Source organism: Dokdonia donghaensis DSW-1, from assembly GCF_001653755.1.
GTDB lineage: Bacteria > Bacteroidota > Bacteroidia > Flavobacteriales > Flavobacteriaceae > Dokdonia > Dokdonia donghaensis.
On the sequence record NZ_CP015125.1, the window covers coordinates 1714831 to 1740706 of the forward strand.

Below are 25876 nucleotides of genomic sequence, written 5' to 3' on the forward strand. Positions count from 1 at the left end.
CTAGAAATGTCGTTTTTTCCAGATATACATTTTAACGTTTCAGAACGTAAAGTGTTGCTTCGTATTTTTGATATAGTAGCTGTTCTGGGAGCACTTTATCTTACACGGTTATTTTTAGAATTTGATTATCTCGAGATCAATAGCCATAACCGAGTAGCTATTATTGTGCTCATTGCGTACCTCTCTATTTTTGGGACTGTTTTTGAACTATACTTCTTACCCAAAACAGTAAAATTTCAAACAATGCTTAAGAATGTTATTCTTACAGTATCTGTTACCGTATTGTTTTATTTACTAACCCCTTTTTACACACCTATTTTACCAGAAAACAGATTACAGATTGTGTTTTTCTTCTTGGCTATGGTTGTAGGTGTAAGTCTCTGGCGATGGTTATATATCACTGTTATTGCCGCTCCTAGATTTTACAAAAAAGCCATTGTAGTAGGAGACTCTTTTAATATTACTACAATAATTAAAAATTTAGAAAGCGCAGATCCTAATTATAAAATAGCGGGTTATGTAAATACAGAACCTATGTCTATAGAAGAAGTAATTGCAACAGATGCTAAGCGTTACCCCCCAGAAGGCTTATTACAAACTATAAGGGATAATGGTATTTCAGAAATTATTGTTGCAAGCAGCTACTCAGATGGGATTACCTTGCCGTTATACAACGAGCTCATACTTCTTTTAGAAAAAGGATTCCCTATAAGGGAGTATATGCAGGTTTATGAGGAGATTGTGCAGCGGGTGCCTGTCCAACACGTAGACAAAGATTTTTATCGCTACTTTCCTTTTAGCAGAAGTAATCAAAATAAGTTTTATAGACTTATACATAGGGTGTTTGATCTTTTATTAGGCATTATTGGTATAAGCTTCTTTGTAGTCTTTGCTCCATTTATTTGGTTAGGTAATTTAATAGGTAATAGGGGGCCACTTTTTTATACACAAACGCGAGTAGGGCATAATGGTAAACCTTTTAAAATTATCAAGCTACGCACAATGATTGTTAATGCCGAAAAAGATGGAGCTGCCTATGCCCAGAAAGGTGATAGTCGTATTACCAGCTTTGGGAGGTTTTTAAGAATGAGTAGAGTAGATGAGATTCCTCAATTTTTCAATGTTATTTTAGGAGAGATGAGCGTGATAGGACCTCGACCAGAGCGTCCAGTATTTGTGAAAGAATTATCTAAAGAAATTCCTTTTTATGAGACAAGGCATATTGTAAAACCTGGTCTCACTGGCTGGGCACAAGTAATGGGAAGTTATACCACTTCTGAAGAAGGGGCACTAGAAAAGTTGCAATATGATTTATATTATATCAAGCACCGTAACCTTTTTATGGATTTGAGTATTATTCTTAAGACCATAAGTACGGTAATCAATTTTAGAGGGCAATAAAAAACTACGCCTCTATACGTGTAAGTTTTATATTTCTCAATATATAAATATACCTTACAGCTATTGCTATAAGAAGCGGCAACAATGAGGTAGCATAACTCTGTACTCCTATTGCCCAATGAGCAAATAGTAAACACATTAAAATAACTGCTAGTTTCATATAAGGATAAATCCATCTTGCAGGTTGCACCTTCTTAACGGCAAATGCTGCAAGTATGTGAAAAGGAAATGCCCAGAGAATATTATAATTCCAAGCGGTAGCAATATGATCTGTCCCAAACCACAAAAAAGCCACTAGCACACCCGTAACACCCGTAAAAAGTAGAAGAGTAGTATCTAGCCACCCTATTCCATTATCACCTTTAAAGTCCTTATAGGTCTTGTAAACGATAAATAAAGCAATGAGTCCTAGTATAAATAGTGGGCTTACATAAAAAGGGACTCCATAAGAGTGTATAAAGCTAGGTTCAAATATAGTCTGAGAGTTTTTAACCAGTGCTTTTGAACTATTGCCACTAGTTACTTGGGCTGTTTTAAAAGAAGCCATAAGCTCGTTAGGTAAAAATAAATGCTCCTCTGGCGTGGCAACACGATCTATCACGGACCCAAGAGCTACATCTATACCTAAACTTCCCCAGCTGTTCCAAGGTACATACTGTCTTATAAGATCCCTATGAGTGAGCGTTGTATCTATACCTGTATGTTGTAATGCAAGAGATCCTTCTACAGAAGATGCAACGGCATAATAAGGTCGTGTTGCACAGTTGTCATAAAAGAAATCATATTTATAATAGCGGTTAGCCTCATCTAGATTATTGAGTAAAAACTCATAGGTATCTTGCTTTTCTTGCTGGTTTAAATTGAGTTCTTGTGATTTTATCCAGCGCTGTTGCGCTTTATAGCTGTACTCAAAATTTTTATAAGGAGCGGCAGCTAGCTTGTAAAGTAGTTTTCCTCTAGCAAATTTTAAGTAAAAATTAGGTGTGTCAAAGTCAAAAACTCCATAGTTAAAAACCAGATCTATCTTGTTAGGCACATCTTTAACACGCACAGAAGTGTGCCCAAAGGCATCATAAAGTTCTGGACCAGGTCCTATAGTTATGAGCTCGATACTTGCCTCTGTAGAGAGAGTAGGAAATCGTTGCTGTGCCTCACAAATAAAAGAGTAAGCGAGTAAAAGTAGGAGTAGTGCCTTTTTCATAGATGGTAAAGATAGTTGAGATACGATTAAGGAGCAAAGCCTATCTAGTAACTTAAACCCATAAAAAAAGCCAGACATAGTCTGGCTTTACAATATTAAAGAAGTTTTATACACCCGGTACGATGCGTACAGGCACTGTAAATTGAGTTCCTACAGTTTGGGTCTCTAGTTTTTCATAATTAAGGCGTGACTTAATAAAAGCAGCTACATATTCTTCTTTAGTGTCTACATCTATAACAACTACCTCATTTGCTTTGTTTACCATTAAGGTAACCTGTGCAGTTAGATCTTTTTTTACCTCAAATCCTGGCTCGCTTAAAAGAGTTGCCACTTGTTGAGTTACAGTCTTTCCTTTCTCGTCAGAGGTTGGTTCAGTTTCGGTTGCAAATACTGTGCTTATTGATAATAAGGCTACAAGTACTAATAGGTTTACTTTTTTCATAATAGGTTTTTGTTTTTTTGATTAATTCTATAACAAAGAGACGGCTATTTTTTCAATATGTGACACCTTGATATGAAGCTTAACTGTTCTTTAACCCTCATTTACAGTCGTTAACGTTGTGTTGATTTTCAAATAACGCTTTCGCGAAAGCGTAAAAACACACTCCACAATAATTCATTTAAAACCATTTATAAGACACTTTTAAAAAGGATAATTTGTGACCAAAAGTGAATTGATTTTTACATTTTATTACATATAGTGCAATGTTACCAAAACAAAAAAATCCCGCTCTATAAAAGCGGGATTTTACAACGTGATTACTCACGTTTATATAATGTAAGTCTTAAGCTAGTACAGCCTGAACTTTATCTGCAGCTTCTTTAAACTCGATAGCAGATTGAACGTCAAGTCCAGAATCATCTATAAGTTTCTTTGCGATATCTGCATTAGTACCTTGTAAACGTACAATGATAGGCACGTTTATAGTTCCCATATTTTTATATGCATCTATAATACCTTGTGCCACACGGTCACAACGTACAATTCCTCCAAAAATGTTTACTAAGATTGCCTTTACAGCTGGATCTTTAAGTATTAATTGGAAAGCAGCCTCAACACGCTCAGCATCTGCAGTACCTCCTACGTCAAGGAAGTTTGCAGGCTCACCACCAGATTGCTTGATAAGGTCCATAGTTGCCATCGCAAGTCCAGCACCATTTACCATACACCCTACGTTTCCGTCTAGGTCTACATAGTTAAGTCCTTTCTCACCAGCTTCAACCTCTACTTGGTTTTCCTCACGCTTGTCACGCATAGCTGCATAATCTTTACGACGGTATAATGCGTTATCATCTAGTGATACCTTAGCATCTACTGCCATAATCTTATCGTCACTTGTTTTAAGAACAGGGTTGATCTCAAAAAGTGAACTGTCAGAATCTGTGTATGCTTTATAAAGAGCAGCAACAAACTTTGTCATATCCTTAAAAGCAGCACCACTTAACCCAAGGTTAAAAGCGATTTTACGTGCTTGGAAAGGAAGTAATCCTGTTGCAGGATCTATCTCTTCGTGAAAGATAAGGTGCGGAGTCTCCTCTGCTACCGTCTCAATATCCATCCCACCTTCTGTAGAGTACATAATCATATTGCGACCTGTCCCTCTGTTAAGAAGTACAGACATATAATATTCTTCTGGCTCGCTGTCACCTGGGTAGTATACATCCTCTGCAACAAGTACTTGGTGTACTCTCTTACCTTCAGCGCTAGTCTGAGGTGTTACAAGATCCATCCCTATAATCTGGTCTGCGATTGTTTTTACTTCATCAAGACTTTTTGCGAGTTTTACACCGCCACCTTTACCGCGTCCACCTGCGTGTACTTGGGCTTTGATTACGTGCCATCCAGTACCGGTTTCTTCTGTAAGTTTTTTGGCAGCTGCAACAGCTTCATCTGGAGTCTGTGCTACATAACCGCGTTGGATACGTACGCCAAAACTATTTAATATCTCTTTTCCTTGATATTCGTGTAGATTCATAATCTTCGTTTAAGATGCTTAATTTGCCTCGCAAAAATAACAAATGCGCTACGGGAGCGCAATAGTTTTTGTGATTAATTCTGAGGAATGATTTTATACAATTTCTGCACTAAGTCCCGCTTGTAAAAGTTTAGAACAACGAGGCTCTAAATCTTTGTAATCGCCAGACTTTACAGAGCACTTCCCTTTATAGTGTACCAGTAGTGCACACTGGTGTGCTTGATTTTCTTCGTGATCACAAGCATAGATGAGTGTATTGATCACGTGATCAAAGGTATTTACATCATCATTATAGAGTATAATCTCGTGTGCCGGTGATTCTTCGGTTAAGATGTCTAGTTCTTCTTGATATTTTTCTTGATTGCTCATATCATTAAGATTTTTGCTACAAATTTACAAATTTTGTGGGTTTACGCTTTCGCGAAAGCGTAATTCTAACATAATATTATCAACTCTCTAGCTGTGTCTAGCCTCGCTTCTCAAACTTACAAGCGACCCAATTATTGCGCTCATAGTTACTAACGAAGTAAAGTCCGTGTTCATTGCATTTTTCAGAAATAAGCGGAATATCTTCTGTATAAAATCCACTTAATAATAAAATTCCATCTTCGGAAAGACAGCTAGCATAGGTAGGGATGTCACTTAGTAATATGTTGCGATTTATATTTGCGATGATGATATCATAATTTTTATCACTAAGTAAAGATACTTCACCCTCATAAGTGGTGATGTGTTTACAGTTGTTACGCTCCACATTTTCTATAGTGTTAAGGTAGCACCAGTTGTCTATATCTATAGCATCTATAGGTTGTGCGCCACGCATCTCTGCAAGTATAGCAAGCACGCCTGTGCCACATCCCATATCTAGTGTTTTCTTACCTGCAACATCAAGTTTAAGAAGGTGCTTGATCATCATATGGGTAGTCTCGTGATGGCCGGTGCCAAAAGACATTTTTGGCTCTATTACGATATCAAACGCTACATCTGTTTTTTTGTGAAAGGGCGCTCTCACGGCACACTTACCATCTACTTCTATAGGTTCAAAATTCTTTTCCCACTCCTCATTCCAGTTTACCTGCTCTATCTCCTCTGCACTATATGTGATTTTAAATTCTTGAGAATTTAAGATCTGTATATCATTGAGTAGTTTGTCAAACTGCACCTCACCTTCTGGAAACGCCTCTTGCTTCTGTATGTATGCAATTACACCAGTAGAGGTCTCTGTAAAGCTTTCAAAACCTGCGTAGCCTAGCTCTGCAATGAGAATTTCTGTAGCTGGGTCGCGTGGTTCTATAGTAAATGTGTAGCCTAGGTAGATGGGAGTCATTAGTTGTTTTTTTGTAAGTTGTATGTTGCTTCTGGGTCTATGGTGAGAAGTATAGATCCATTTACATCGGGCAAAAATACGGTTTCTGTATCGATGAGAATCTCTTCTTTTGCAGTAAAATCTACTCGGGCAGCTTCTCTAAATTGCTCATTTCTTATAAGTACTTTATAAGGAGCTCGTAAGCTAAAACTCCATCTTGTAAAGTTTTGATTTTCTACCAGCGTATAGCTGTCTGGTTGCAGCATCTCGTGTGTCATTTTTACTGCTCTTCCAGTGTGTAAAGACCCTGCGCCATAGAGCCCACGGAGCGGCTCGTTAGCCTTAATGTGATCTATGTTTGTAGCAGAGAGTTTTATAATGCTACTCATCTCATCTACAGATAAGTCATTGTTTACGGAGAGCATAAGACCTATAGTGCCGGTTACTAGTGGTGCTGCGGGTGAGGTAGCTTGATAAGGATTGTAAGCAATCTCTCCATTTTTTTGAAACTTGTAATACTGAAAGATATCATTGCCCGGTGCCACAATATCTACTGTGGCGTCAAGATTATTTGTAGAGCTTAAGTAAAGTCTATAGGTGTCTTTTGGGTCATTATTTGCAAATCCTCCTGTGCGGGAGAGGTGATACTGTTGTTTTTCGGCATAATATTTACCATTTTTTTCTTCTATGTTGAGGCCATCTTCTATAGTACCATATTTATGTTGCACACTACCCACAGATAGTACGTGCTCATAGGCTCCCGGGTATCTTAATTGTGTTCCGTTGGTTTTGCTATAAGGTGCATTATGGGGCACAGATACAATGATGGTCCCTAGATCTCGCATCTCATTAATTGCTTCTTGAGCGGTCTCATAATAGGTGCGACTTCCCCAGCTGCAGTTTATGACTTTTACGCCGCTTCTTGCAAGTTCTAGAAGTTGATTAAACTCCTTAAAATCTCCATAGGTAGTAGTCTTTATGCTGCAATCATAACATACACCTGCACCAGCATAGCTATTATCACCTTGCGCTGCAGCTATGGCGGCTATGTTATAACCGTGACCACCAGAGAGGCTGCTTTTTTTTACCACTGTAAGTTTACCAGTAAACTCTGGGTCTTCTGGATCTACATATCCATCTGAAATACCAATGTGCACATCTGGTGAGCCCGTAGTGTAGTACCAGGCTTGGGGTACTCCAAGAAAATCATAATAATCAAATACAATCGGTGCTCCTAGATTTTGTCCTGTAGTACTTGTTACTCCATAATCATTAGGCTCATAGATTTGTAATTTTTGAGCGGTAATACTTTCAGAAAACTCAAATATATCTGGAGCAATCATTTTTAACTCTTGCTGAAAGGCAGGTGTAGCGGCAATGGCAAAGAAGGTGCGCTTGAGCTTATCGCGAGTGGCATATTTAAACCCTCTTCTAAAAACCTTTACGTCGTGTTTTTCAAAAAGCGTTTTTAAACGCAAGTCATCTCCTGTATACGTAACAACAGAGTCTTGCGTTTGTACAGGTATTTCTATAGCATTTGATACAGTTCTTATATAAAATCTGTCCTCTTGTGCCGTAATGGTGTAAGAGAAAGCAATAAGTATGATGATGACTAGCCGCATCATACCTATGATTTTTTTATCGTAGCTATTTCTTTTTCGAGCGTTGCGACCTTGTCTAGTGCTTGTTCTATTTGTTTCTCTTGGTGTATGAGGTGTAGTGTGAGTTCTTCTATTTTTTTGAGGAGTAATCTATTCATCTCACCTAGTTCTATACCGTTTTTAAGAACCTCTTCGGTAGAGGGGATTTCTGGTAGATGCCCGTTTGTGTTTATGTAGTTCTCAATTTCGCGTAAGCGGGCTAAATCATACCCGTCTTCAAAAACAGTATCTGCCCATTCCTTTAGATCTACTTTTACAGAGCGAGCGTGTATGCGTCCGTTTACTTCTAGCTTATCTGTAGGCTTCTTTTTGCCTATGCCCATATTACCACTTTTAGTCACATAAATGGCGTTGCTTTCTTTTTTGTTTTTAAAGAGAGCCAGTGATCCATCACGGTTTGTGGCAGTCTCACTAGTAGTTTGAGCAGCACAGCTTGAGGTGGTTAACATTATAAGTAGAGCGAGCGTAAGTATTTTCATTACAATAAGATTTAGCTCTAAAATACTAATACCAATTGATATAAAATAAAAATGCGCCAGCCGTAATGGCCAGCGCATTTTTATTTATGATAAAATGTGGCTGCTTTTAAGCAAAAGCATTTACAATTTCAAAAAAGTCATCTGCCTTAAGCGATGCGCCACCTATGAGGCCTCCATCTACGTCTGGCTTGCCAAAAATCTCTTTTGCATTACCAGGTTTTACAGATCCTCCGTAAAGTATAGTTACATTTTCTGCTACTTCTTCGTTATAGGTCTCTGCAACTGTTTTTCTTATAAATGCGTGCATATCTTGTGCCTGCTCTGGTGAGGCAGTCTCTCCTGTACCTATTGCCCATACTGGCTCATATGCTAGTACGATACTAGACCAAGCCGAAGCATCAAGGTGAAAAAGTGCGTTTTTAAGCTGGCTCTCTACAACCTCTTCTTGGTTGCCAGCCTTGCGATCTTCTAGCTCTTCTCCAAAACAAAATATCACTCGCATCTCGTTTTCAAGGGCAGCATTTACCTTTTCTGTAAGAAGCTCATCTCCTTCATTAAAATAAGCACGACGCTCGCTATGACCTAAAATTACTGTATTTACCCCCACACTTTTAAGCATAGCTGCAGAAATCTCACCAGTGTAAGCTCCACTTTTTGCCTGGTGCATATTTTGTGCGGCTACTGTGATGTTACTATCGCTTAGACTCTCAAAGGCGCTATGTAAATTAATGTATGTAGGAGCAATAATAACCTCTGCATCACCATTATTTACTTTGCGTTTTAAGTCTGTGATGAGACCAGCTGTGGCAGCAAGATCATTGTTCATTTTCCAGTTTCCGGCAACGATGTGTTTTCTCATTATGTATATTTTTTGGCGCTAGGGTAGTAGCTTGTTAATTGTATTTGATGGTAGATGAGTTTATCAAAGTGATTAATAAGGGTTGTTATTACGCTTTCGCGAAAGCGTACTCATCATAACAAATATAACACCCGCAATTGAAGTTTGGGGTGCGGTTACCGTAGTTTTCACGATACCGTTTTCGTAAGGTGGCGGTGTCTTATCCCAGTTTTACTTTTGGGTCTAGCCATTTATATATAAAGTCTACTAAGATGTTAATGATAACAAATAGGGTTGCAATCACCAGTACAGCTCCCATAATAATAGGAAGATCTAAGGTGTTGAGCGCATCTACTATCTCTTTACCTAGCCCATTCCACCCGAAGATATATTCTACAAAAACGGCACCGGCTAGCATAGATGCAAACCACCCAGAAATAGCAGTTACAACCGGGTTGAGCGCATTTTTAATAGCGTGGTTTTTAATAATCTGGTAGGTGCTAAGTCCCTTTGCACGGGCGGTACGTATGTACTCTTGATTATATACTTCAAGAAGTGAGTTGCGCATAAGTTGTATGACAACTGCTAGTGGTCGTATGCCTAAAACGACGGCTGGTAATATGAGGTTTTTCCAGCGTATGTGTACCTCTTCGCCAAAATCATCCATCTCATACAGGCTACCCGTCATATTAAGATTAGTAAAGGAGTGCAATGCATAGCCAAATAGCCAAGCAAACAAAATAGCACTAAAAAAACTAGGGACACTCATCCCTAGGGTGCTCACAATCTGTATGGTCTTATCTACCCAAGTGTCCCTCATTTGCGCCGAAATAATACCGAGTATAATCCCAATAACTATCGCTATAAGTATGGCGCTTACGGCCAGTACAATAGTGTTAGGTAGCGTTTCTGCAATAACTTGAGTGACCGGTTTACCCGTTTTCTGAAAGCTCTCTCGTAGGTAGGGGTATTTTAAAACCACAGTAGTGCTACCTATTGTAAATAGTGGAGTAGCGTTATACTTGCCAGAAGCTAGTGATGTGTAGTTTGTATCATCACTTGCGTGAAAAGATAATGGAGACAAGTCATTGAGGTAATACCCATACTGAGTACTTACAGGCTTATCAAAACCATACTTTGCACGCACCTTTGCTAGCTGTTCTGGGTCTTCATTTTGATCTAGCATCATACGTGCGGGATCACCGGGTAGTACCGTAAATAAAAAGAAGATAACCGTCACAACTCCCCATAAGGTGAGAAGTGCATAGCCTAGTTTATATATAAGTTGCTTAACCAATTATTTTATGTCACTAGGAGTGAGTTTACCTTGTTTTATGGCGAGGGCATCCTCTAGAGTAATTACTTTGTATTGAAAATCATCACCAAAAAGTGCTTGTGCATACTCCTCAATAGTTTGTGTAAAACCCGCTTGAGCGCGTATAGTATTTACCTCTTCTGGGTTCTTTACAGGCCACATAAAATCACCAGAACCATAGTTTACTCCTTGCGTTCCATACACTTGTGGGAGGTCTTGCTGTGAGAGATGGCGATCTTCCATCATTGCAACGAGACGCATAGGTAACTCACCCTTTGCTCCAGCTTCCTTTATAATGTCTAGATACGTATCTATTTTATTAGAATGCTGGATGACATACCAAGCGGCGGTGTTTGTAGGTTCTCCTACAATGCTTTTACCTGGGTATCCAGAAGTAGTAAGCACGCGCTCTATGCGTTGTAAATTTATGCTGTCTAGTAGTTCCTGCTGTTGCCATAAAAAGCCTTGTAACTCTTCTGGGGCTACACCTGCTTTTTTTGCTTGGGCTGTTCTCTCGGGACCTTCTGGTAAATACATTAGTTTGCGATACTTCTGGTCAAGATATGCAATACTGTCTAGCTCATACTTAAGTGCAAAGTCCATCTCTGGTTTACTGTTTTCTTGTGGTACAAGTCGTAGGTCTTCTGCATCATTATAATGCAATTTTTGGAGAATGGTTCCTTTATGCATACTCACAATACCGGGATTTGCACGCACAATAGTTTTAAGTACCGTCTCATCTGTAAAGAAAAATTTAAATGGCAATCTATTTTCTTGCACAAAAGTGTCTGCGGCGTCTTGGGCAGATGAGCTTAGCCCTATTACATTATACCCTTTGCGTATAGCCTCTTCTGTTATATTACGTATGTTGTAATAACCTTGCGCTTCTGTGTTGAGTAAGTTATAGGCAATGATTACGATTAGATTTTCTTTCTCAAGATAAGTAGTTGTATAATCCCTGCCGTCACGCTCTATAGTAAAGTCGTGCACAGGTGGTTCATATCCCTCGCTTGTTTGTACTACCTCATAAGATACGTATGTGCCATCTACCTCTGGATACCCTCCATCTGTAGTGATCACCTCTTCTTTACCATCTACAAGAAAGGTCCATTGATACTCAAAGGTCGCCTCTGGTGCTCCTTCTGGTACCACCATACCCTCTGCAATATTAGACCCTACTTTGTATGCTCTAAAATCTAGCCACGGCAAGTGCTCAAGTACGTGCATACCAAAAAACATACATCCTAAAAATGATATAAAAACAAGCGATGCATTTATAAGTTTTGAGAAGAGTGGTTTAATGTGTTTCTGGTTAATTATTAAGAAAAGAATCAATACTAGAAGTATCACATCTTTTGCAAAAGACTCCCAAGGCACAAGCGGTATCGCATCGCCAAAACACCCACAATCTGTCACCTTATTAAAGTAAGCCGAGTAAAACGTGAGGAATGTAAAAAATACAATCATCGCAAACAGCAGCCACAAGGTGATTTTCTTTCTAAAACCTACGAGCAGTGCAATACCCAGTAACACCTCTACGACAACCAGTATGATGGAGATAAGCAGTGCATATGGAGATAAAAACTCTAGCCCTAACACCTCTGCGCTAAAATATTCTTGAAGTTTATATGAGAACCCAAGCGGGTCATTAAGTTTTATAAAACCAGAAAAAATAAACAAAGCACCTACTATAAAGCGTGCTATGTGTGTAAGTACCTTCATCATAAAAAAGCTTTGGTCGTTTTTAATATAGCTGTAGTCAGTAATAAATATTAAGCCTCTCCTAAGTGTATCATTGCAAATACTGCATAGTTTATCATATCTTGATAATTTGCATCAATCCCCTCAGACACCAGTGTTTTACCTTTATTATCCTCTATCTGTTTTACACGTAACAGCTTCTGCAATATAAGATCAGTAAGGCTGCTCACACGCATATCTCTCCAGGCCTCACCATAGTCGTGATTTTTATCCATCATCAACTGTTTTGTGAGTGCAATTTTCTCATCATAAGCCTTTACAGCCTCCTCAAGCTCGAGGTCGGGTTGCTCTACCACACCGCGCTCGAGATTTACTAGTGCCATCGCACAGTAATTTATAATGCCTATAAACTCAGACTGCTGCCCCTCATCTACCTTTTGCACCTCGTTCTGCTGTAAGCCACGTATGCGTTGTGCTTTTATAAAAATCTGATCTGTAAGAGACGGCAAGCGCAGTATGCGCCACGCACTCCCGTAATCCTTCATTTTTTTTATATACAAATCTCTACATTGAGTGATTACCGCATCATATTGCGCAGACGTATCGGCCATAGGGTTTCTTTTGATTTTTGGTAAATTTCGGTTAAAAACTTCAATATAAGAAATACCCCTTGCCTTATAAAGAGAGAAGTGTACTATCTTTTTGAAGCACACAATTTATGGTGTACTTTTGGGGGAGTATCCCGCTTTTTGTTGCAATTCCTCGCGGCGGTTGCACCAGCCAGCTGTGGGATTTACACGGCAATCGGGGCTAGAGACTAGAGGTAGTCTATACCTCGAGACTTTATAAGTGATACTACTGTATATAAATACCTAACTACATCTAAACAACGTTAATCTATAATGACCATAAACTGCAACGGAAAGCTAATAGATCTCACCACACCAAAGGTAATGGGGATTCTCAATCTCACACCAGATAGCTTTTATGATGGAGGAAAGTATGGTGATATAGATGCTGCCATAAGTCAGGTAGAGGTGATGCTTAGCGATGGCGCTACGTTTATAGATGTAGGTGCATATAGCTCTAGACCTGGTGCGACAGATATTTCGGTAGAGGAGGAGGAGCGCAGGCTTATACCGGTGGTAAGGCAGTTAGTTACTACTTTTCCGGAGATTGTGATAAGCGTAGACACCTTTCGCGCAAGCGTAGCAAAAAAAGCAATTGAGGCAGGTGCAGCTATTGTAAATGATATAAGTGCTGGGATGCTGGATGATGATATGATGGCTGTCTTAGGGGCATTACAGGTGCCTTATATAATGATGCATATGCGAGGGACGCCTCAAACTATGAAGCAACTTACCACTTATGATAATTTTCTTAAAGAGGTGATGTACTACTTCTCAGAGCGAGTTGCAGTGGCAGAAAGTCATAAGATTAATGACCTTATTATAGACCCTGGTTTTGGCTTTGCAAAAACTACAGCGCAAAGTTTTGAACTACTCAATAACCTTGACTTGCTTAAGGCTTTTGAGCTGCCAGTGCTAGCAGGTGTTTCTCGTAAATCTATGATTTATAAAACTTTAGATGTGACAGCAGATAATGCTCTTAATGGCACGACTGTTCTTAATACGGTGGCAATAAGTAAAGGTGCACGTATACTGCGAGTACACGATGTTAAGGAAGCTATGGAGCTGATATCACTCTCAAATGCTTTATCATCTCACTTGTCTTAATGAGATAAGGTTTTATAACAATTGTAATTAATCTCCGTTAGGATACACAAAACCGCCTTTGATTAACAGAATTTTGGCAAAAAAATGCTATTTTTCACCTCTTAAACATATCTATGATGAAAATCCTACGTCTAGCATTAGCTTTCATACTATTTTCTTTTTTTAATACATTGGTTTTTGCACAGTCTAGTCCTGGTGGACCAACGTGTGCAGCATCAGTACCTTTTTGTACGGCAGAGCTAGCTCAGCCCTTTGATAACTGCTACAATGGTAGTACAAATCCAAACTGTACTACTTCTGGAGAATCAGGAATTGATTATGGCTGTTTAGGCTCTACGCCCTATCCAACTTGGTATTTTTTACAAATAGACCAAGCGGGAACGCTTGAGTTTGAAATCGTTCAAAATGGATCTATAGAAGACGACGGAACTCCTACAGGAAATGGACTTGATGTGGACTTTGCTATTTGGGGGCCCTTTAATGACACTAACGTATGTGGTATGTTAGGATCACCATTAGATTGTAGTTTTTCGGCAGCACCCATTGAGAATGCCACTATTCCAAATGCGCAGGTTGGTGAGGTTTATGTTTTTTTAGTAACTAATTATGCTGCAAGTATTGGAGGTACACCGAATGGAGGTCAAGGTGAAATTTATATAAATCAAACAAATGCTACTGCCGGTAATGCAGGAACTACAGATTGCTCAATAGTTAATGCTTCTTTAGGAGCAGATCAAGAGGTTTGTGATGGAGAAACAGTAACGCTAGATGCTACATCACCAGATGCTGCTGGATATGCTTGGGCAGTAGATACAGGTGCAGGATTTATGCCTGTATTAGACGGTACGGGTTCACAAGTAACAACAGCTACACTTGATGTAACGACTTCTGGCAACTACCAAGTGACTATAACAGATTTTGATGGAGAGACTGGGACAGATGAGGTTTTAGTTACATTCTTTACGGTACCTACAGCAACGCAACCAGCAGATCTTTTTGAATGTGATACAGATGCAGACGGATCGGCTACTTTTAATCTAGACACTCAAATAGGTGATATCCTTAACGGGCAAGACCCTAATGAGTTTGATGTGACTTTTCACTTAAGTCTTGCAGATGCTTCTGGTCCGGCAGGAATAGGAGCCCTTACAGGTACCGCGGCTTACACTTCTACCACAGATGAGATATTTGTGCGTGTAGAAAATGCAAACTTGGCTGAGTGTGTAGCGACTACAAGCTTTATGATTAACGTTGTAGACTTACCTGTAGCAACAATGCCAGGTCTTTATGAGATTTGTGATGATGCGGCAGATGGTGATGATACAAATGGTATTGCCACCTTTGACCTATCTACACTTAATGATGATGTTTTAAATGGACTTGACTCTATGCAATTTGTGGTGAGTTACCACGCAACAGGTCCTGATGCGACTGCAAATGCAAATCCATTACCGCTTGCTTATGAAAACGTAGGTTCACCAAACAATGATCAAATCTTTGCACGTGTCGAGAATACTGCTTTTACGGGTTGTTTTTCTATCACCCCAGTAAATTTAAGAGTAAATGCTTTGCCAGCATTAACTTCACCTGTGACGCTACGCCAGTGTGATGATGATATGAATGGAGTAAGCATTATAAATTTAACCCAAGCAGAAGGCGAGTTAAGTACAAATGCCGCAAATGAAACCTTTGCTTATTTTGATTCTTCTGGAGCTTCTATTCCAGACCCTACTGCTTATATGAATAGTAGTAACCCATTTCTTGAAACAATTGGAGTTACGGTAACAAACTTAAATGGGTGTTCTCGCGATGGGACCATAAATCTTATAATTAGTGCTTCTCAAATACCTGGAGGTACATTATTTGCAGATGAGATGGAGTGTGATACAGATAGTGATGGGGTTGCTTTATTTGATTTTTCTGCAGCAACAGCAGCTATAGAAGCATCGTTTGCTCCGCAAGTTGTTATTGTATCTTACTATGAAACACAACAAGAAGCTTTATCTGAAGTAAATCCTATTGCAGATCCTTCTGCTTATAATAACAACCTTACGTACACAAGTGCTGGAGGTGTTCAAGATATCTGGGTACGAGTTGAAGCAGACACAGATAATGGTTGTGTAGGTCTTGGAGAGCACGTACGTCTTACCGTTGTTCCTAACCCCACTTTTCTACCCAACATCTCTGCGCTAGAAGAATGTTCACCTATCGCAAACGCTGCCCAATTTGATCTAACCGAGAACGATGCCGAGATTACGGGCGGTGATCCTAATATTCTAGTTACTTATTATGAGAATGTAGGGAATTACACGGCGATGAATGCTATTGCTAACCCTACTGCTTTTTCAAACAGTAGCAACCCTCAAACCATTTACTATAGTCTTGAGGATGCTACTACGGGTTGTACTACGTTTGATTTTGTAAACCTTGCGATGAACTTTGAGCTCATCGTAAACCAGAATCCTGTACTCACCACGCCTACCGAACTTCAAGTTTGTGATGATGATGGTGTGATAGATGGACTTACCACAGTAGATCTCTCTTCAAAAGATATTGAGATCACGGGTGGTTTTGATGCAAACCTTACCATCACCTACCACCTTGACCTCGCTGGTGCCGATGCTGGTGATGCAAGTATTCCAGACAAAACAATGTTTACAATGACCACCAATCCTCAGATTGTAGTGGCTCGTGTGACCGATAATACCACGGCTTGTTATGCAACGGTAAATCTTAGTGTGCGTAGTTTCCCAGTGCCAGTACCCGTAACTCCTGCAGATTATGAGGAGTGTGATGATGATAACGACGGAGTTTTTGACTTCTTCGTGCTCTCCTCTAGAGACGCCGAAATCACCGGTGGTGACCCAACCCTTACCGTCTCCTATTACCTCACTCAGGCAGATGCAGATAATGCACCGGTGGGTCAGGAGCTAGATAATATGATGTATATCAACAATGAGCCTTTTGAGCAAATTGTATATGCTCGCGTTTTTAACGATGCCGGTTGTTACAGCACTACACCGCTTACCCTGCGTGTGCTCAACACCCCGATGCCTAACCAAGATGCGCTTCCATACGCGCTGTGTGATGACGATACCGATGGGCTTCAAATATTTGATTTGAGTACGCAAGAAGCTAATATCTTAGGTGGTTTAGACCCTGCAACGCATACGGTGGAGTGGTTTTCTTCTCTCGCTTCCGCGGAAGCTGGAGCTCCTGCCATTGCAACTCCTAACGCTTATACGAGCAATACCGCTACCGTATATGCCCTAGTAACTGACACTGCACAGATGACCACTACAATGACCTTCTGTAGTAATATTGCCCCTTTAGAACTTATTGTAAACCCATTACCAACCCCTACCCAACCTGCCGAATATGAGCTCTGTGATGATATAGAAAGTGGTAGTGATACCGATGAGTTTGCAAGCTTTGATTTACGTAGCCGTGATGATGAGATTACCGGTGGTAATGACGATTGGAGTGTGAGCTATCACCTCACCCAAGCAGATGCAGATGCCGGTACGCCCGTACTTACAGATATGTATCAGAATGTAGTAATGGCAAACCAAACCATCTTTGTACGTGTAGAAGATATTGTAACGGCTTGTTATGAGACTATCACCTTAACCTTAGTGGTAAACCCATTACCATCACCTACTACCATAGCACCGGTAGAGGAGTGTGATACAATGGCAAATGATGGCGACCCAGATAATGATGGGGATGCTATTTTTGACCTTACTGGCCAGGTAACGACAGACATTATAAATGGCGAGGCCTTTGTGGGACTTACCTTCCACGAGACCATTGCCGCTGCAGAGCTAGGTACACCAGCCATAGCAAACCCAGCAGCCTACCAGACGGTATCAAGAACTATTTATGTAAGAGCTACAGATACAGACCCTGCTACCAGCACTGAGTGTTACCGTATCGTAGAGTTAGAACTTATCGTGCAACCTGCACCGGTACTACCTACCACTATCCCAGACCTTACCGAGTGTGATGATGATGGGGACGGGCAAGCGCTGTTTGACCTTACACAAAACGATGCCGTGATCTACGGGACACAAACCCCAGCAGCTGTAACCCTTACGTATCACGAGACACTTGCCAGTGCAGAAGCAATGGTAGGCAGTGCGGCAGATATGCCTATTGCAGACCCTGTAAACTACCTTGCCAGTGCACCGGTAACCCAGCTGTGGGTACGTCTAGAAGACACCGCAACAGGTTGTACTGTAGTAGGTACTTTTAATCTAAACATCGCAATGATTCCTACCATCACCCCACCAGGACTTTTTGAAGCCTGTGATAGTGCGGGTGCCCTCGTAGGAACCGATGATGATGGGATTACTACTTTTGACCTTACCAGCCTTGATGCAGGTATTACCGGTGGAGATCCAGCCCTTACCGTGACCTACTATGAGTCGCAAGCAGACCTAGATGCAGGTATTGCAAATGCTATTGCCACACCAGCGGCATATATCAATGATGGTACTAGTCCGCAGACGCTTTTTATCTTAGTAAGTAGTAGTGATGCAGGAATGTGTGGTGCAGAGACTACGGTAGACCTACAGGTGAATCCGCTACCTGTTATTGGAGAACCTTTACCAGAAGCGATAGCTTGTGATGAAGACAATGATGGTTTTGGAGCCTTTGACTTGCAACAATATAATGATGACTTGTTAGCAACGCTTACAGATATCACCCTACGTTTTTATGAAACCCTAGATAATGCCACGGCAGACACGGGAGCAGGGCAGATAGATATTACCGTTCCTTATAACAACATCACAGGGATGACCTCACTGTATGTGGTAGCACAAGATACCAACCCTGCAACGGCAACGGCTTGTACTAAGATTTATGAGTTTGAGCTTGTGGTGTATCCTATCCCAGAGATTCCCGCAGCCCTTGAAACACTTACCGAGTGTGATAATGATAATAACCTGATGGAAATCATAGACCTTACTCAAAATGAGGTTGCCATCATAGGGACACAAGATGCAACCACGCTTGTCATTACCTATCACAATACCCTAGCAGATGCAGAAACGGGTAACAACCCAATTATTGATCCAGCCAACTATAACGCAACACAGATGACACCACTTGAGGTAATCTGGGTACGTTTACAAGTAAATGATGGTAGTCCAAATATCTGTGCTGCAGTGAGCTCTTTTGAAATCTCTGTAGAAAGCCCACCTACGGCAAACCCAGTAAATGATGATCTAGACCTAATGGTTTGTGATGATGATGCAGATACCTTTAATGTATTTGACCTTACGGTTAATGAGGCAAGTCTTACCGGTGGTGATCCATTACTATCTGTGACCTATTATGCAAGTCTTGCAGACCAGATGAGTGATACTCCTATTACAGACCCTACAGCTTATACAAACATTCAGAACCCACAGACGATACAGGCAGTAGTCTCTAGCGCAGCAGGATGTACCGACCAGACTACTTTTGACATTGAGGTGTTACCATTACCTACGCCTAACACAATGCCAGATGCCGTGGAGGTATGTGATGCCACGACAGATATTGATACTGATGGCGATGGGGTGATTGACGCTGGCTCTGGTTCAGATACCGATGGTTTTGAGAGCTTTGATCTTACGGGTGTGATTGCTCAGATAGGCGGAGGGGAGCCTGTAGATATCTTAGTGTATACAGATCTCGCTTTCGCGGAAGCGAACCCAGACGACCCAACGCTTGCAGTGGCAGATGTCACTAACTTTATCAATACCACATCTGGTAACCAAACGCTCTACGCACGTGTGGAACGTAATGTACCGGGCGATGATGACTTAGACAGCGACGGAAACTTATGTTATGTGATTGTGCCTTTTGAGGTGATTGTAAATCCGCTACCTGTATTGGCAGAAGCGGGACCTATTGATTATACCTTCTGTGAAGAATTTGATGGAGATGATACAATGGGAAGTGTTGATCTTACGACCCTGGCAGATGAGATAGGGATTCTTGCGGCGCCACAGGTAACGAGTGATTTTACGATAAGCTATCACCAGTTACTGGTGCAGGCAGAGGCAAACACGGCTGCACTAAGTTCGCCATACACGGTGGCAGATGGTGAGGAGCTGTTTGTGCGTATTGAAGATAACACCACGGGTTGTGTGAACTTTACAAGCATCATCTTTACGGTAGAGAGCCGTCCAGAGGTGTCTCCAGCAGATAATATGGTACAGTGTGCCGATGATCTTGGGATTAATGTTGCGCCTAACCAAGATGAGGCTACCTTTGACCTTACCCAGCAAAATGCGATGATTACCGGTGGGGTAGCTGGCACTTCTGTTACTTACTACACCAGCCTGGCAGATGCAGAGGCAATGATAAATGCGATAGACACGCCTAGTGCTTATGTGAATACAAGTAACCCACAGACTATTTATGCTAGAGCGGTTAATACAGCTAGTAACTGTGAGAGTACGATGGTGGTAGACTTTGAGATTTTTGTACAAGCACTACCATATACAGACCTTAGCAATGAGGGCGGACAGATTTGTGTGGATGAGATTACGGGTGAAGCGCTTGATCCGTTTACGATAGATGGTACGGTAGAAGATCCTCAGATTGGGGTGACTTATAGCTATGCGTGGACACTAGATGGTGCATTGATATCACTAAATCCTGTGGTGACTGTAGATGCTGCAGGAACCTACCAGGTGCTGGTTACAGCTACGTATGTAGATGGTACGGAGTGTGATTACCTAGCAGAGGCGGTATATACGGCAGAGAGCGCGCCGGTGTTTGAGGCGATTGTACTAGAACCTTCTTTTAACAGTAGCGGATTATACACGGTAGAGGTGATCAACATCACGGGAGCAAATCCTAACTCTGAGTATGAGTTTGCTCTAGATGATGGCCCGTTCCAGAGTAGTACGACTTTTACAAATGTGACTCCAGGAACACATACCATTTTTGGAAGACTAGCAAGTGGTAACTGTTCGATCTCTGAGTTTGAGATAGGGATCATCGATTACCCACGTTTCTTTACACCTAACGCAGATGGTTTTCACGATACGTGGAATATCATAGGGCTGGGCGTGGATCCTAACCTGAATGCAAAGATTTTCATCTTTGATAGATATGGGAAGCTCTTAAAACAACTAAGCCCTACAAGCCCAGGATGGGACGGTACTTTTAATGGACAACCGATGCCGAGTAACGACTACTGGTTTAGAGTAGAGTTTACAGAGGTAGATGACCTAGGGACACAGAGAACCGTAAATGGTCACTTTACATTGAAGAGATAAGAAGTAGATAAAACCGATTTTAAAAAGCTCTCAGTATTAAATACTGAGAGCTTTTTTAGTTATGGTATGAGGTGTAAATTATAATCTAGTTGCTGAGAAGTCTAATGGTTGTGATATTAATCAAGCAATGTGCAGTAAAAGTTTGCAATGCTTAATTACCTGCGTGAGGGATAGTAGTGGTTACCCTGCAGTGTTGTGGAGCGATAGCGCAGCATCACGAAGCGTATGAGCGTATAGCCCGGTCACTATACTTGAAGAATGAAATGATGAAAGAATAGGGGCACGCCCTAGTAGAAAGAAAGAGACTATCTAAAAAGTTCCCAATCTAATTTTACAGAAAATACGTTAGAATATATAGCAGCGCTCTGATCACCTATATCTGTGAGTGCATAATCTACGTGAATGCCTTTGTACTTAAAACCTACACCAATGTTAGGCTGGAAGCCCATCGTAGTACTATTGTCTAGTGCTGTGAGTTCTTGGAAATTACCTACACCCGCTCGCACATACACCAGCTCTGCATAGCCAAATTCAAGACCTAGGGCAGGAGTTGCACTTACAGACGAGCTAGAGATGATATCATTAGTTTGAGTAAATCTAAAATTCATATCAAGTTCTGCTCTTAAGGAGTAGTCGTAATGGAAAATCCACTGTCTTCCCATACCTATTTGAAGTTTTGGGATGGTGATTTCTGTTTTTTCTGGAAGTTCTTGATTTTGCCCTTCTACGGCATCGCTTATGGTAGCAAACTGCTCTTCATCTATGCTCCACGCATTTACGGTAGTGGTGATATCACGCGCCATAAGCCCAAAATCCCAGTCGCCTCTCTTAAATTGTAGTCCTACATCAAGGCCAAAACCCCAACTATTTGCAAAGTCGCCTATCACACGACGTACCACCTTTGCATTCACCCCTAGATTTAAACCATCTAGTGGCAGCGCGCGTGCATAAGAGACCGTAAAGGCATAGTCTGCAGTAGAAAATAAGCTTATACGATTGTAATCTATATTACCTTGATCATCTATGAGCTGTGTGGTGTTTAAAATATCGTCTACCCCAAACCTTATGATAGAAATACCTACGGCACTTTTATCATCTAGTGGTTTTGCAAAGCCTATGTAGTCGTAGTTTGCAATGTTTGCAAAGTAAGAAGCGTGCATTAATGAGATCTGGTTATCTTCTAGGTTCACTAGCCCTGCAGGATTCCAGTAGCCCGCATTTACATCGCTTGTACTTGCCACAACCGCATTACTCATACCAAGAGCGGCAGCGTCTACACCAATATTCAAAAACTCATTTGAGTAAGAACGTACCGCTTGAGAAGCAGCAGTCATTGTAATAAGTATAGATAGTATGGTAAGCGATTTTTTCAATAGCAGGATTTGTGAGACAAATATCCCACTTTTAGTACACATTGTAAACAATAAAACGGGCTAGATATTGCCTGTAGCCACATTAGTATAGATATCTTCCCTATTTTTACCGAAAATTATAAAATGTCTATAAAGAGTTACGTACCTAATGCAATCACAATGGGCAACCTTTTAAGCGGTTGTGTCGCAGTCGTATTTGCTGTAAATGACAGGCTTGAACTTGCTGCCATATTTGTAGCTCTTGGGATTTTCTTTGATTTTTTTGATGGATTTTTTGCGCGTATTCTTAATGCCTCTAGTGAGGTAGGATTGCAACTAGACTCACTGGCAGATATGGTGACTAGTGGTGTAGTGCCTGGTGTGGTAATGTATCAACTGCTAGAAGATGCTAGCGGCATTCCTTGGGGAGCGGCACTTGAAGAGCAGCACTTTCACTTAGGGTATATAGGCTTTGCCATAACGATGGCTTCGGCATATAGGTTGGCAAAATTTAATGTAGACGATCGCCAGACTAATTCTTTTATAGGACTTCCTACGCCTGCAAATACCTTATTTATACTAAGCTTGCCGCTCATATTAATGTTTGAAGAGTACGCTTTCGCGAAAGCGCTATTAGAAAACCCATATGTCCTTATATTACTTACCGCATTAAGTTGTTTTATGCTCAATGCAGAACTTCCATTATTTGCATTGAAGTTCAAAAACTGGTCTTTTGGCCAAAATGAAGTGCGCTACTTATTCTTACTAGCCAGTGTATTATTACTGGTGTTCTTTCAATTTTTAGGAGTTCCTCTTATTATTATCTTATACATTCTTCTTTCCTTAGTTTTTAAGGAGCAATCATAGGTCTAGCTTATTTCAAGCTATTATCTTTGTGAAAAATTTGAACACAATGGATAATCAAGAAATAAGAAATCTCGAGCCAAAAGCACTCTGGAATAAATTTGCCGATCTTAATGCTGTACCACGACCTTCTAAAAAGGAGGAGCGTGTGATTGCGTTTATGAAAGATTTTGGGACTAAGCTTGGCCTAGAAACGATAGAGGATGAAGTAGGGAATGTGATCATAAGAAAACCAGCTACTGCAGGTCACGAAGATAAAAAGATGATTGTGATGCAGTCACACCTGGATATGGTGCATCAAAAAAATAATGACACCGAGTTTGATTTTGACAATCAAGGTATTGAGATGTATGTAGATGGTGACTGGGTACGTGCAAAAGGCACTACACTAGGAGCAGATAATGGTCTTGGAGTGGCGACCATAATGGCTGTGCTTGAAAGTACTACCATAGAGCACCCGGCTATAGAGGCGCTTTTTACAATAGATGAAGAGACTGGGATGACAGGAGCAATGGGTCTTAAAGGAGGAATTCTTAAAGGCGATATCTTGCTTAATCTAGACACAGAAGACGATGATGAGATAGGTGTAGGTTGTGCTGGTGGTGTAGATATCACGGCTACACGTACCTATACAGAAGAGGGACTAGATGATGGTCTTGTAGGTTATGAAGTGAAAGTGGCTGGTCTTAATGGAGGTCACTCTGGGATGGATATTATAAAAGGCCTAGGTAATGCAAATAAGATGATGAATCGTCTTTTATACAATGCTGCAGAAAATTTTGAAATACGTATATCTAGTATAGATGGCGGTAGTTTACGTAACGCGATACCAAGAGAGAGCGTGGCTATCATAGCTGTGGACGAAAATCAGAAAGCTGCTTTTGAAGCAGATTTTACAGATATGGCGGCAGCAATACACGGTGAATATGCTTCACTAGAAAAAGAGCTAGAGCTTTCTATCAAGCAAATAGCTCTCAATGATAACGTGATGAACCTTGAGTCACAAAGCCAGTTGCTCAAAGCTATCTGCGCGGCACATAATGGTGTGTACAGGATGAGTCCAGATATAGCAGACCTGGTAGAAACATCAAATAACATAGCAAGAGTTATGGTAAAAGATGGAGGTATAAAGATAGGATGTCTTACTCGCTCATCTGTAGATAGCTCTAAAGATGATCTTGCAAATACACTTACAGCTACTTTTGAGCTTGCAGGTTTTGATGTAGCACTCTCTGGAGATTACCCAGGATGGGCGCCTAATATGGATAGTGCTATCTTAAAAGTGCTTGAAGCAAAGTATAAAGAAATAAATAATGAAGCTCCACACGTAGCTGCTTGTCACGCAGGATTAGAGTGTGGTATTTTAGGTCAAAACTATCCTGAGATGGATATGATATCTTTTGGGCCTACAATAAAAGGAGCGCACTCTCCAGATGAGAGAGCAAGTATCTCAAGTGCTCAGAAGTACTGGGATTTTGTTATTGAGATTTTAAAGGATATACCGGTGGCTTAGTAAGTTTCTTGTATTTATTCATAAAAAAAGGGAGTCATTATTATGACTCCCTTTTTTTATGCTCGTAAGATTTGCGCTTACTTAACAATTTCTAATAATTCTATTTCAAAAACTAAGTCAGACTTAGGAGGTATAGCTCCTGGGTATCCCTGCTCTCCGTATCCTAAGTGGTAAGGGATGAACAATGTTGCTTTGTCACCTACAGACATCTTCTGGAGTCCTTCTTTAAAACCAGCTATAAGTCTAGCCTCAGGGCTATATAGTGTTTCTAAAGGATTGTATTGCCCTACAGCTTTACGGCGCTCGTCTAGTTTATTATTTTTCTCTGCGATTTCTGCACTACTAGTGTCAAAAAGTTCTCCCGTTGTAAAATACCCAGCATATTCTACTTTAACTTTTTGACCTGTATTAGGTTGTACACCTCTTCCTTTTTTGTCAAAGAAGATGGCAAGACCGCTTGGTAAATCTTCTGCCTTGTCTCTTTTTGCAAAGATTTCGGTTTTCTTTCCTGCAAATTGTTTTGCACGTTCTGCAGCTTCTGCTACTTTTCTATCTTCAAAAGCAGCTAGCTCTTTTGTAAATGTTTCTGCAGCGTTATAATTTTTCACAGCGCTACCTTTACGTATGATGTTTACTTCTTGAATATAAACAGGGTCTTTAGGTTTCCCTGCTCTTGGATCATTCATAGATACACCAGCGATAGCATCTACCACTTTAAGACCATCTACTACCTGCCCCCATACAGTATGACAGCTTACGCGTGGGTTCTCACAGTTTTTAAGATCGCCATTTGCATCATACCCGTCAAGGTGTGGTGTTGCTTTATGAGTGATAAAAAACTGACTACCGTTTGTGCCATAACCAGAGTTTGCCATAGAGAGTGTTCCTACAGAGTCGTGACGACGCTCTGGAGATAACTCGTCAAAAAATTTATAACCTGGTCCACCAGAACCTGTTCCTTGTGGGTCACCACCTTGTATCATAAAGTCCTTTATAATTCTATGAAAGGTAAGACCATTGTAAAAAGGCTTCCCAGCATAAGCACTATCTACTAGTGGGTGTGTACCCTCTGCTAGTGCAACAAAATTTGCCACAGTAGCTGGAGCATCTTCATAATAAAGCTCTGCAACGATGGTTCCTTTATCTGTTACAATCTCAGCATACAGACCGTCTTCTAGATCTGGATACTTGTCGTTGCAAGAGAAAAGTGATAAAATGACTGCAATTAATAACATACCTGTTTTTTTCATTGT

General features: G+C 40.7%; 18 protein-coding genes. 5 read left to right on the forward strand and 13 right to left on the reverse strand.

Features of this window, described 5'->3' with window-relative positions:
• Positions 1–6: 6 nt before the first annotated feature.
• Positions 7–1401, forward strand: a complete 1395-nt coding sequence (locus tag I597_RS07635; protein WP_035328080.1) for a sugar transferase — start codon at positions 7–9, stop codon at positions 1399–1401.
• 4 nt (positions 1402–1405) lie between these two features.
• Here the strand turns inward: I597_RS07635 and I597_RS07640 are convergent, their stop codons facing one another.
• The 11 genes from I597_RS07640 to I597_RS07690 all read right to left on the reverse strand — a co-directional run bounded on the left by I597_RS07640 (position 1406) and on the right by I597_RS07690 (position 12489).
• On the reverse strand, positions 1406–2602 hold the full coding sequence (locus I597_RS07640) for a lipoprotein N-acyltransferase Lnb domain-containing protein (protein ID WP_035329076.1): 1197 nt from the start codon (positions 2600–2602) through the stop codon (positions 1406–1408).
• A 106-nt stretch (positions 2603–2708) separates the two neighbouring features.
• Positions 2709–3044, reverse strand: coding sequence for a hypothetical protein (locus I597_RS07645; protein ID WP_035328083.1), 336 nt, complete (start codon positions 3042–3044; stop codon positions 2709–2711).
• Between the two features lie 343 nt (positions 3045–3387).
• The gene (gene sucC, locus I597_RS07650; RefSeq protein WP_035328085.1) at positions 3388–4578 is read right to left on the reverse strand and encodes an ADP-forming succinate--CoA ligase subunit beta; all 1191 of its coding nucleotides are present in this window, start codon (positions 4576–4578) and stop codon (positions 3388–3390) included.
• Between the two features lie 93 nt (positions 4579–4671).
• On the reverse strand, positions 4672–4947 hold the full coding sequence (locus tag I597_RS07655) for an ATP-dependent Clp protease adaptor ClpS (RefSeq protein WP_035328087.1): 276 nt from the start codon (positions 4945–4947) through the stop codon (positions 4672–4674).
• 97 nt (positions 4948–5044) lie between these two features.
• Positions 5045–5905 (reverse strand): 50S ribosomal protein L11 methyltransferase, encoded by an 861-nt coding sequence (prmA, locus tag I597_RS07660; RefSeq protein WP_035328089.1) that lies wholly within the window; start codon positions 5903–5905, stop codon positions 5045–5047.
• Positions 5905–7509, reverse strand: a complete 1605-nt coding sequence (locus I597_RS07665; RefSeq protein WP_035328091.1) for a S8 family peptidase — start codon at positions 7507–7509, stop codon at positions 5905–5907. The genes prmA and I597_RS07665 overlap by 1 nt, the downstream gene beginning before the upstream one ends.
• A gap of 2 nt (positions 7510–7511) precedes the next feature.
• A complete protein-coding gene (locus I597_RS07670; RefSeq protein WP_152594982.1) occupies positions 7512–8024 on the reverse strand; it encodes a hypothetical protein in 513 nt (170 codons plus the stop codon).
• 106 nt (positions 8025–8130) lie between these two features.
• On the reverse strand, positions 8131–8883 hold the full coding sequence (gene tpiA, locus I597_RS07675) for a triose-phosphate isomerase (protein ID WP_035328093.1): 753 nt from the start codon (positions 8881–8883) through the stop codon (positions 8131–8133).
• 199 nt (positions 8884–9082) lie between these two features.
• Complete coding sequence (locus I597_RS07680; protein WP_035328095.1) at positions 9083–10159, reverse strand: ABC transporter permease; 1077 nt, start codon at positions 10157–10159, stop codon at positions 9083–9085.
• Entirely contained in the window at positions 10160–11902 is a 1743-nt protein-coding gene (locus tag I597_RS07685; RefSeq protein WP_236626661.1) for a BT_3928 family protein, read from the reverse strand.
• A gap of 47 nt (positions 11903–11949) precedes the next feature.
• Complete coding sequence (locus tag I597_RS07690; protein WP_035329080.1) at positions 11950–12489, reverse strand: DUF1599 domain-containing protein; 540 nt, start codon at positions 12487–12489, stop codon at positions 11950–11952.
• Between the two features lie 291 nt (positions 12490–12780).
• Here I597_RS07690 and folP point away from each other — a divergent pair, with 291 nt between their 5' ends.
• Positions 12781–13614, forward strand: a complete 834-nt coding sequence (folP, locus tag I597_RS07695) for a dihydropteroate synthase (RefSeq protein ID WP_035328099.1) — start codon at positions 12781–12783, stop codon at positions 13612–13614.
• A 113-nt stretch (positions 13615–13727) separates the two neighbouring features.
• Complete coding sequence (locus I597_RS07700; RefSeq protein ID WP_236884371.1) at positions 13728–20894, forward strand: T9SS type B sorting domain-containing protein; 7167 nt, start codon at positions 13728–13730, stop codon at positions 20892–20894.
• A 305-nt stretch (positions 20895–21199) separates the two neighbouring features.
• Here I597_RS07700 and I597_RS07705 read toward each other — a convergent pair whose 3' ends face one another.
• Positions 21200–22267: a putative type IX sorting system protein PorV2 gene (locus I597_RS07705; protein WP_035328101.1), complete on the reverse strand. Its 1068-nt coding sequence runs from the start codon at positions 22265–22267 to the stop codon at positions 21200–21202.
• A 123-nt stretch (positions 22268–22390) separates the two neighbouring features.
• Between I597_RS07705 and I597_RS07710 the strand changes: the two genes are divergently transcribed.
• Positions 22391–23113, forward strand: coding sequence for a CDP-alcohol phosphatidyltransferase family protein (locus I597_RS07710; protein ID WP_201771781.1), 723 nt, complete (start codon positions 22391–22393; stop codon positions 23111–23113).
• Between the two features lie 46 nt (positions 23114–23159).
• The gene (locus I597_RS07715) at positions 23160–24623 is read left to right on the forward strand and encodes an aminoacyl-histidine dipeptidase (RefSeq protein WP_035328104.1); all 1464 of its coding nucleotides are present in this window, start codon (positions 23160–23162) and stop codon (positions 24621–24623) included.
• A 77-nt stretch (positions 24624–24700) separates the two neighbouring features.
• Here I597_RS07715 and I597_RS07720 read toward each other — a convergent pair whose 3' ends face one another.
• Positions 24701–25873, reverse strand: a complete 1173-nt coding sequence (locus I597_RS07720; protein WP_035328106.1) for a peptidylprolyl isomerase — start codon at positions 25871–25873, stop codon at positions 24701–24703.
• Positions 25874–25876: the final 3 nt, after the last annotated feature.

Coding starts and splice junctions, on each gene's coding strand:
- I597_RS07720 (WP_035328106.1), bottom strand. CDS start 25,873: ATGAAAAAAACAGGTATGTTATTAATTGCAGTCATTTTATCACTTTTC.
- I597_RS07635 (WP_035328080.1), top strand. CDS start 7: ATGTCGTTTTTTCCAGATATACATTTTAACGTTTCAGAACGTAAAGTG.
- I597_RS07640 (WP_035329076.1), bottom strand. CDS start 2,602: ATGAAAAAGGCACTACTCCTACTTTTACTCGCTTACTCTTTTATTTGT.
- I597_RS07715 (WP_035328104.1), top strand. CDS start 23,160: ATGGATAATCAAGAAATAAGAAATCTCGAGCCAAAAGCACTCTGGAAT.
- I597_RS07670 (WP_152594982.1), bottom strand. CDS start 8,024: ATGAAAATACTTACGCTCGCTCTACTTATAATGTTAACCACCTCAAGC.
- I597_RS07655 (WP_035328087.1), bottom strand. CDS start 4,947: ATGAGCAATCAAGAAAAATATCAAGAAGAACTAGACATCTTAACCGAA.
- tpiA (WP_035328093.1), bottom strand. CDS start 8,883: ATGAGAAAACACATCGTTGCCGGAAACTGGAAAATGAACAATGATCTT.
- prmA (WP_035328089.1), bottom strand. CDS start 5,905: ATGACTCCCATCTACCTAGGCTACACATTTACTATAGAACCACGCGAC.
- I597_RS07665 (WP_035328091.1), bottom strand. CDS start 7,509: ATGATGCGGCTAGTCATCATCATACTTATTGCTTTCTCTTACACCATT.
- I597_RS07690 (WP_035329080.1), bottom strand. CDS start 12,489: ATGGCCGATACGTCTGCGCAATATGATGCGGTAATCACTCAATGTAGA.
- I597_RS07710 (WP_201771781.1), top strand. CDS start 22,391: ATGTCTATAAAGAGTTACGTACCTAATGCAATCACAATGGGCAACCTT.
- I597_RS07645 (WP_035328083.1), bottom strand. CDS start 3,044: ATGAAAAAAGTAAACCTATTAGTACTTGTAGCCTTATTATCAATAAGC.
- sucC (WP_035328085.1), bottom strand. CDS start 4,578: ATGAATCTACACGAATATCAAGGAAAAGAGATATTAAATAGTTTTGGC.
- I597_RS07685 (WP_236626661.1), bottom strand. CDS start 11,902: ATGATGAAGGTACTTACACACATAGCACGCTTTATAGTAGGTGCTTTG.
- folP (WP_035328099.1), top strand. CDS start 12,781: ATGACCATAAACTGCAACGGAAAGCTAATAGATCTCACCACACCAAAG.
- I597_RS07700 (WP_236884371.1), top strand. CDS start 13,728: ATGATGAAAATCCTACGTCTAGCATTAGCTTTCATACTATTTTCTTTT.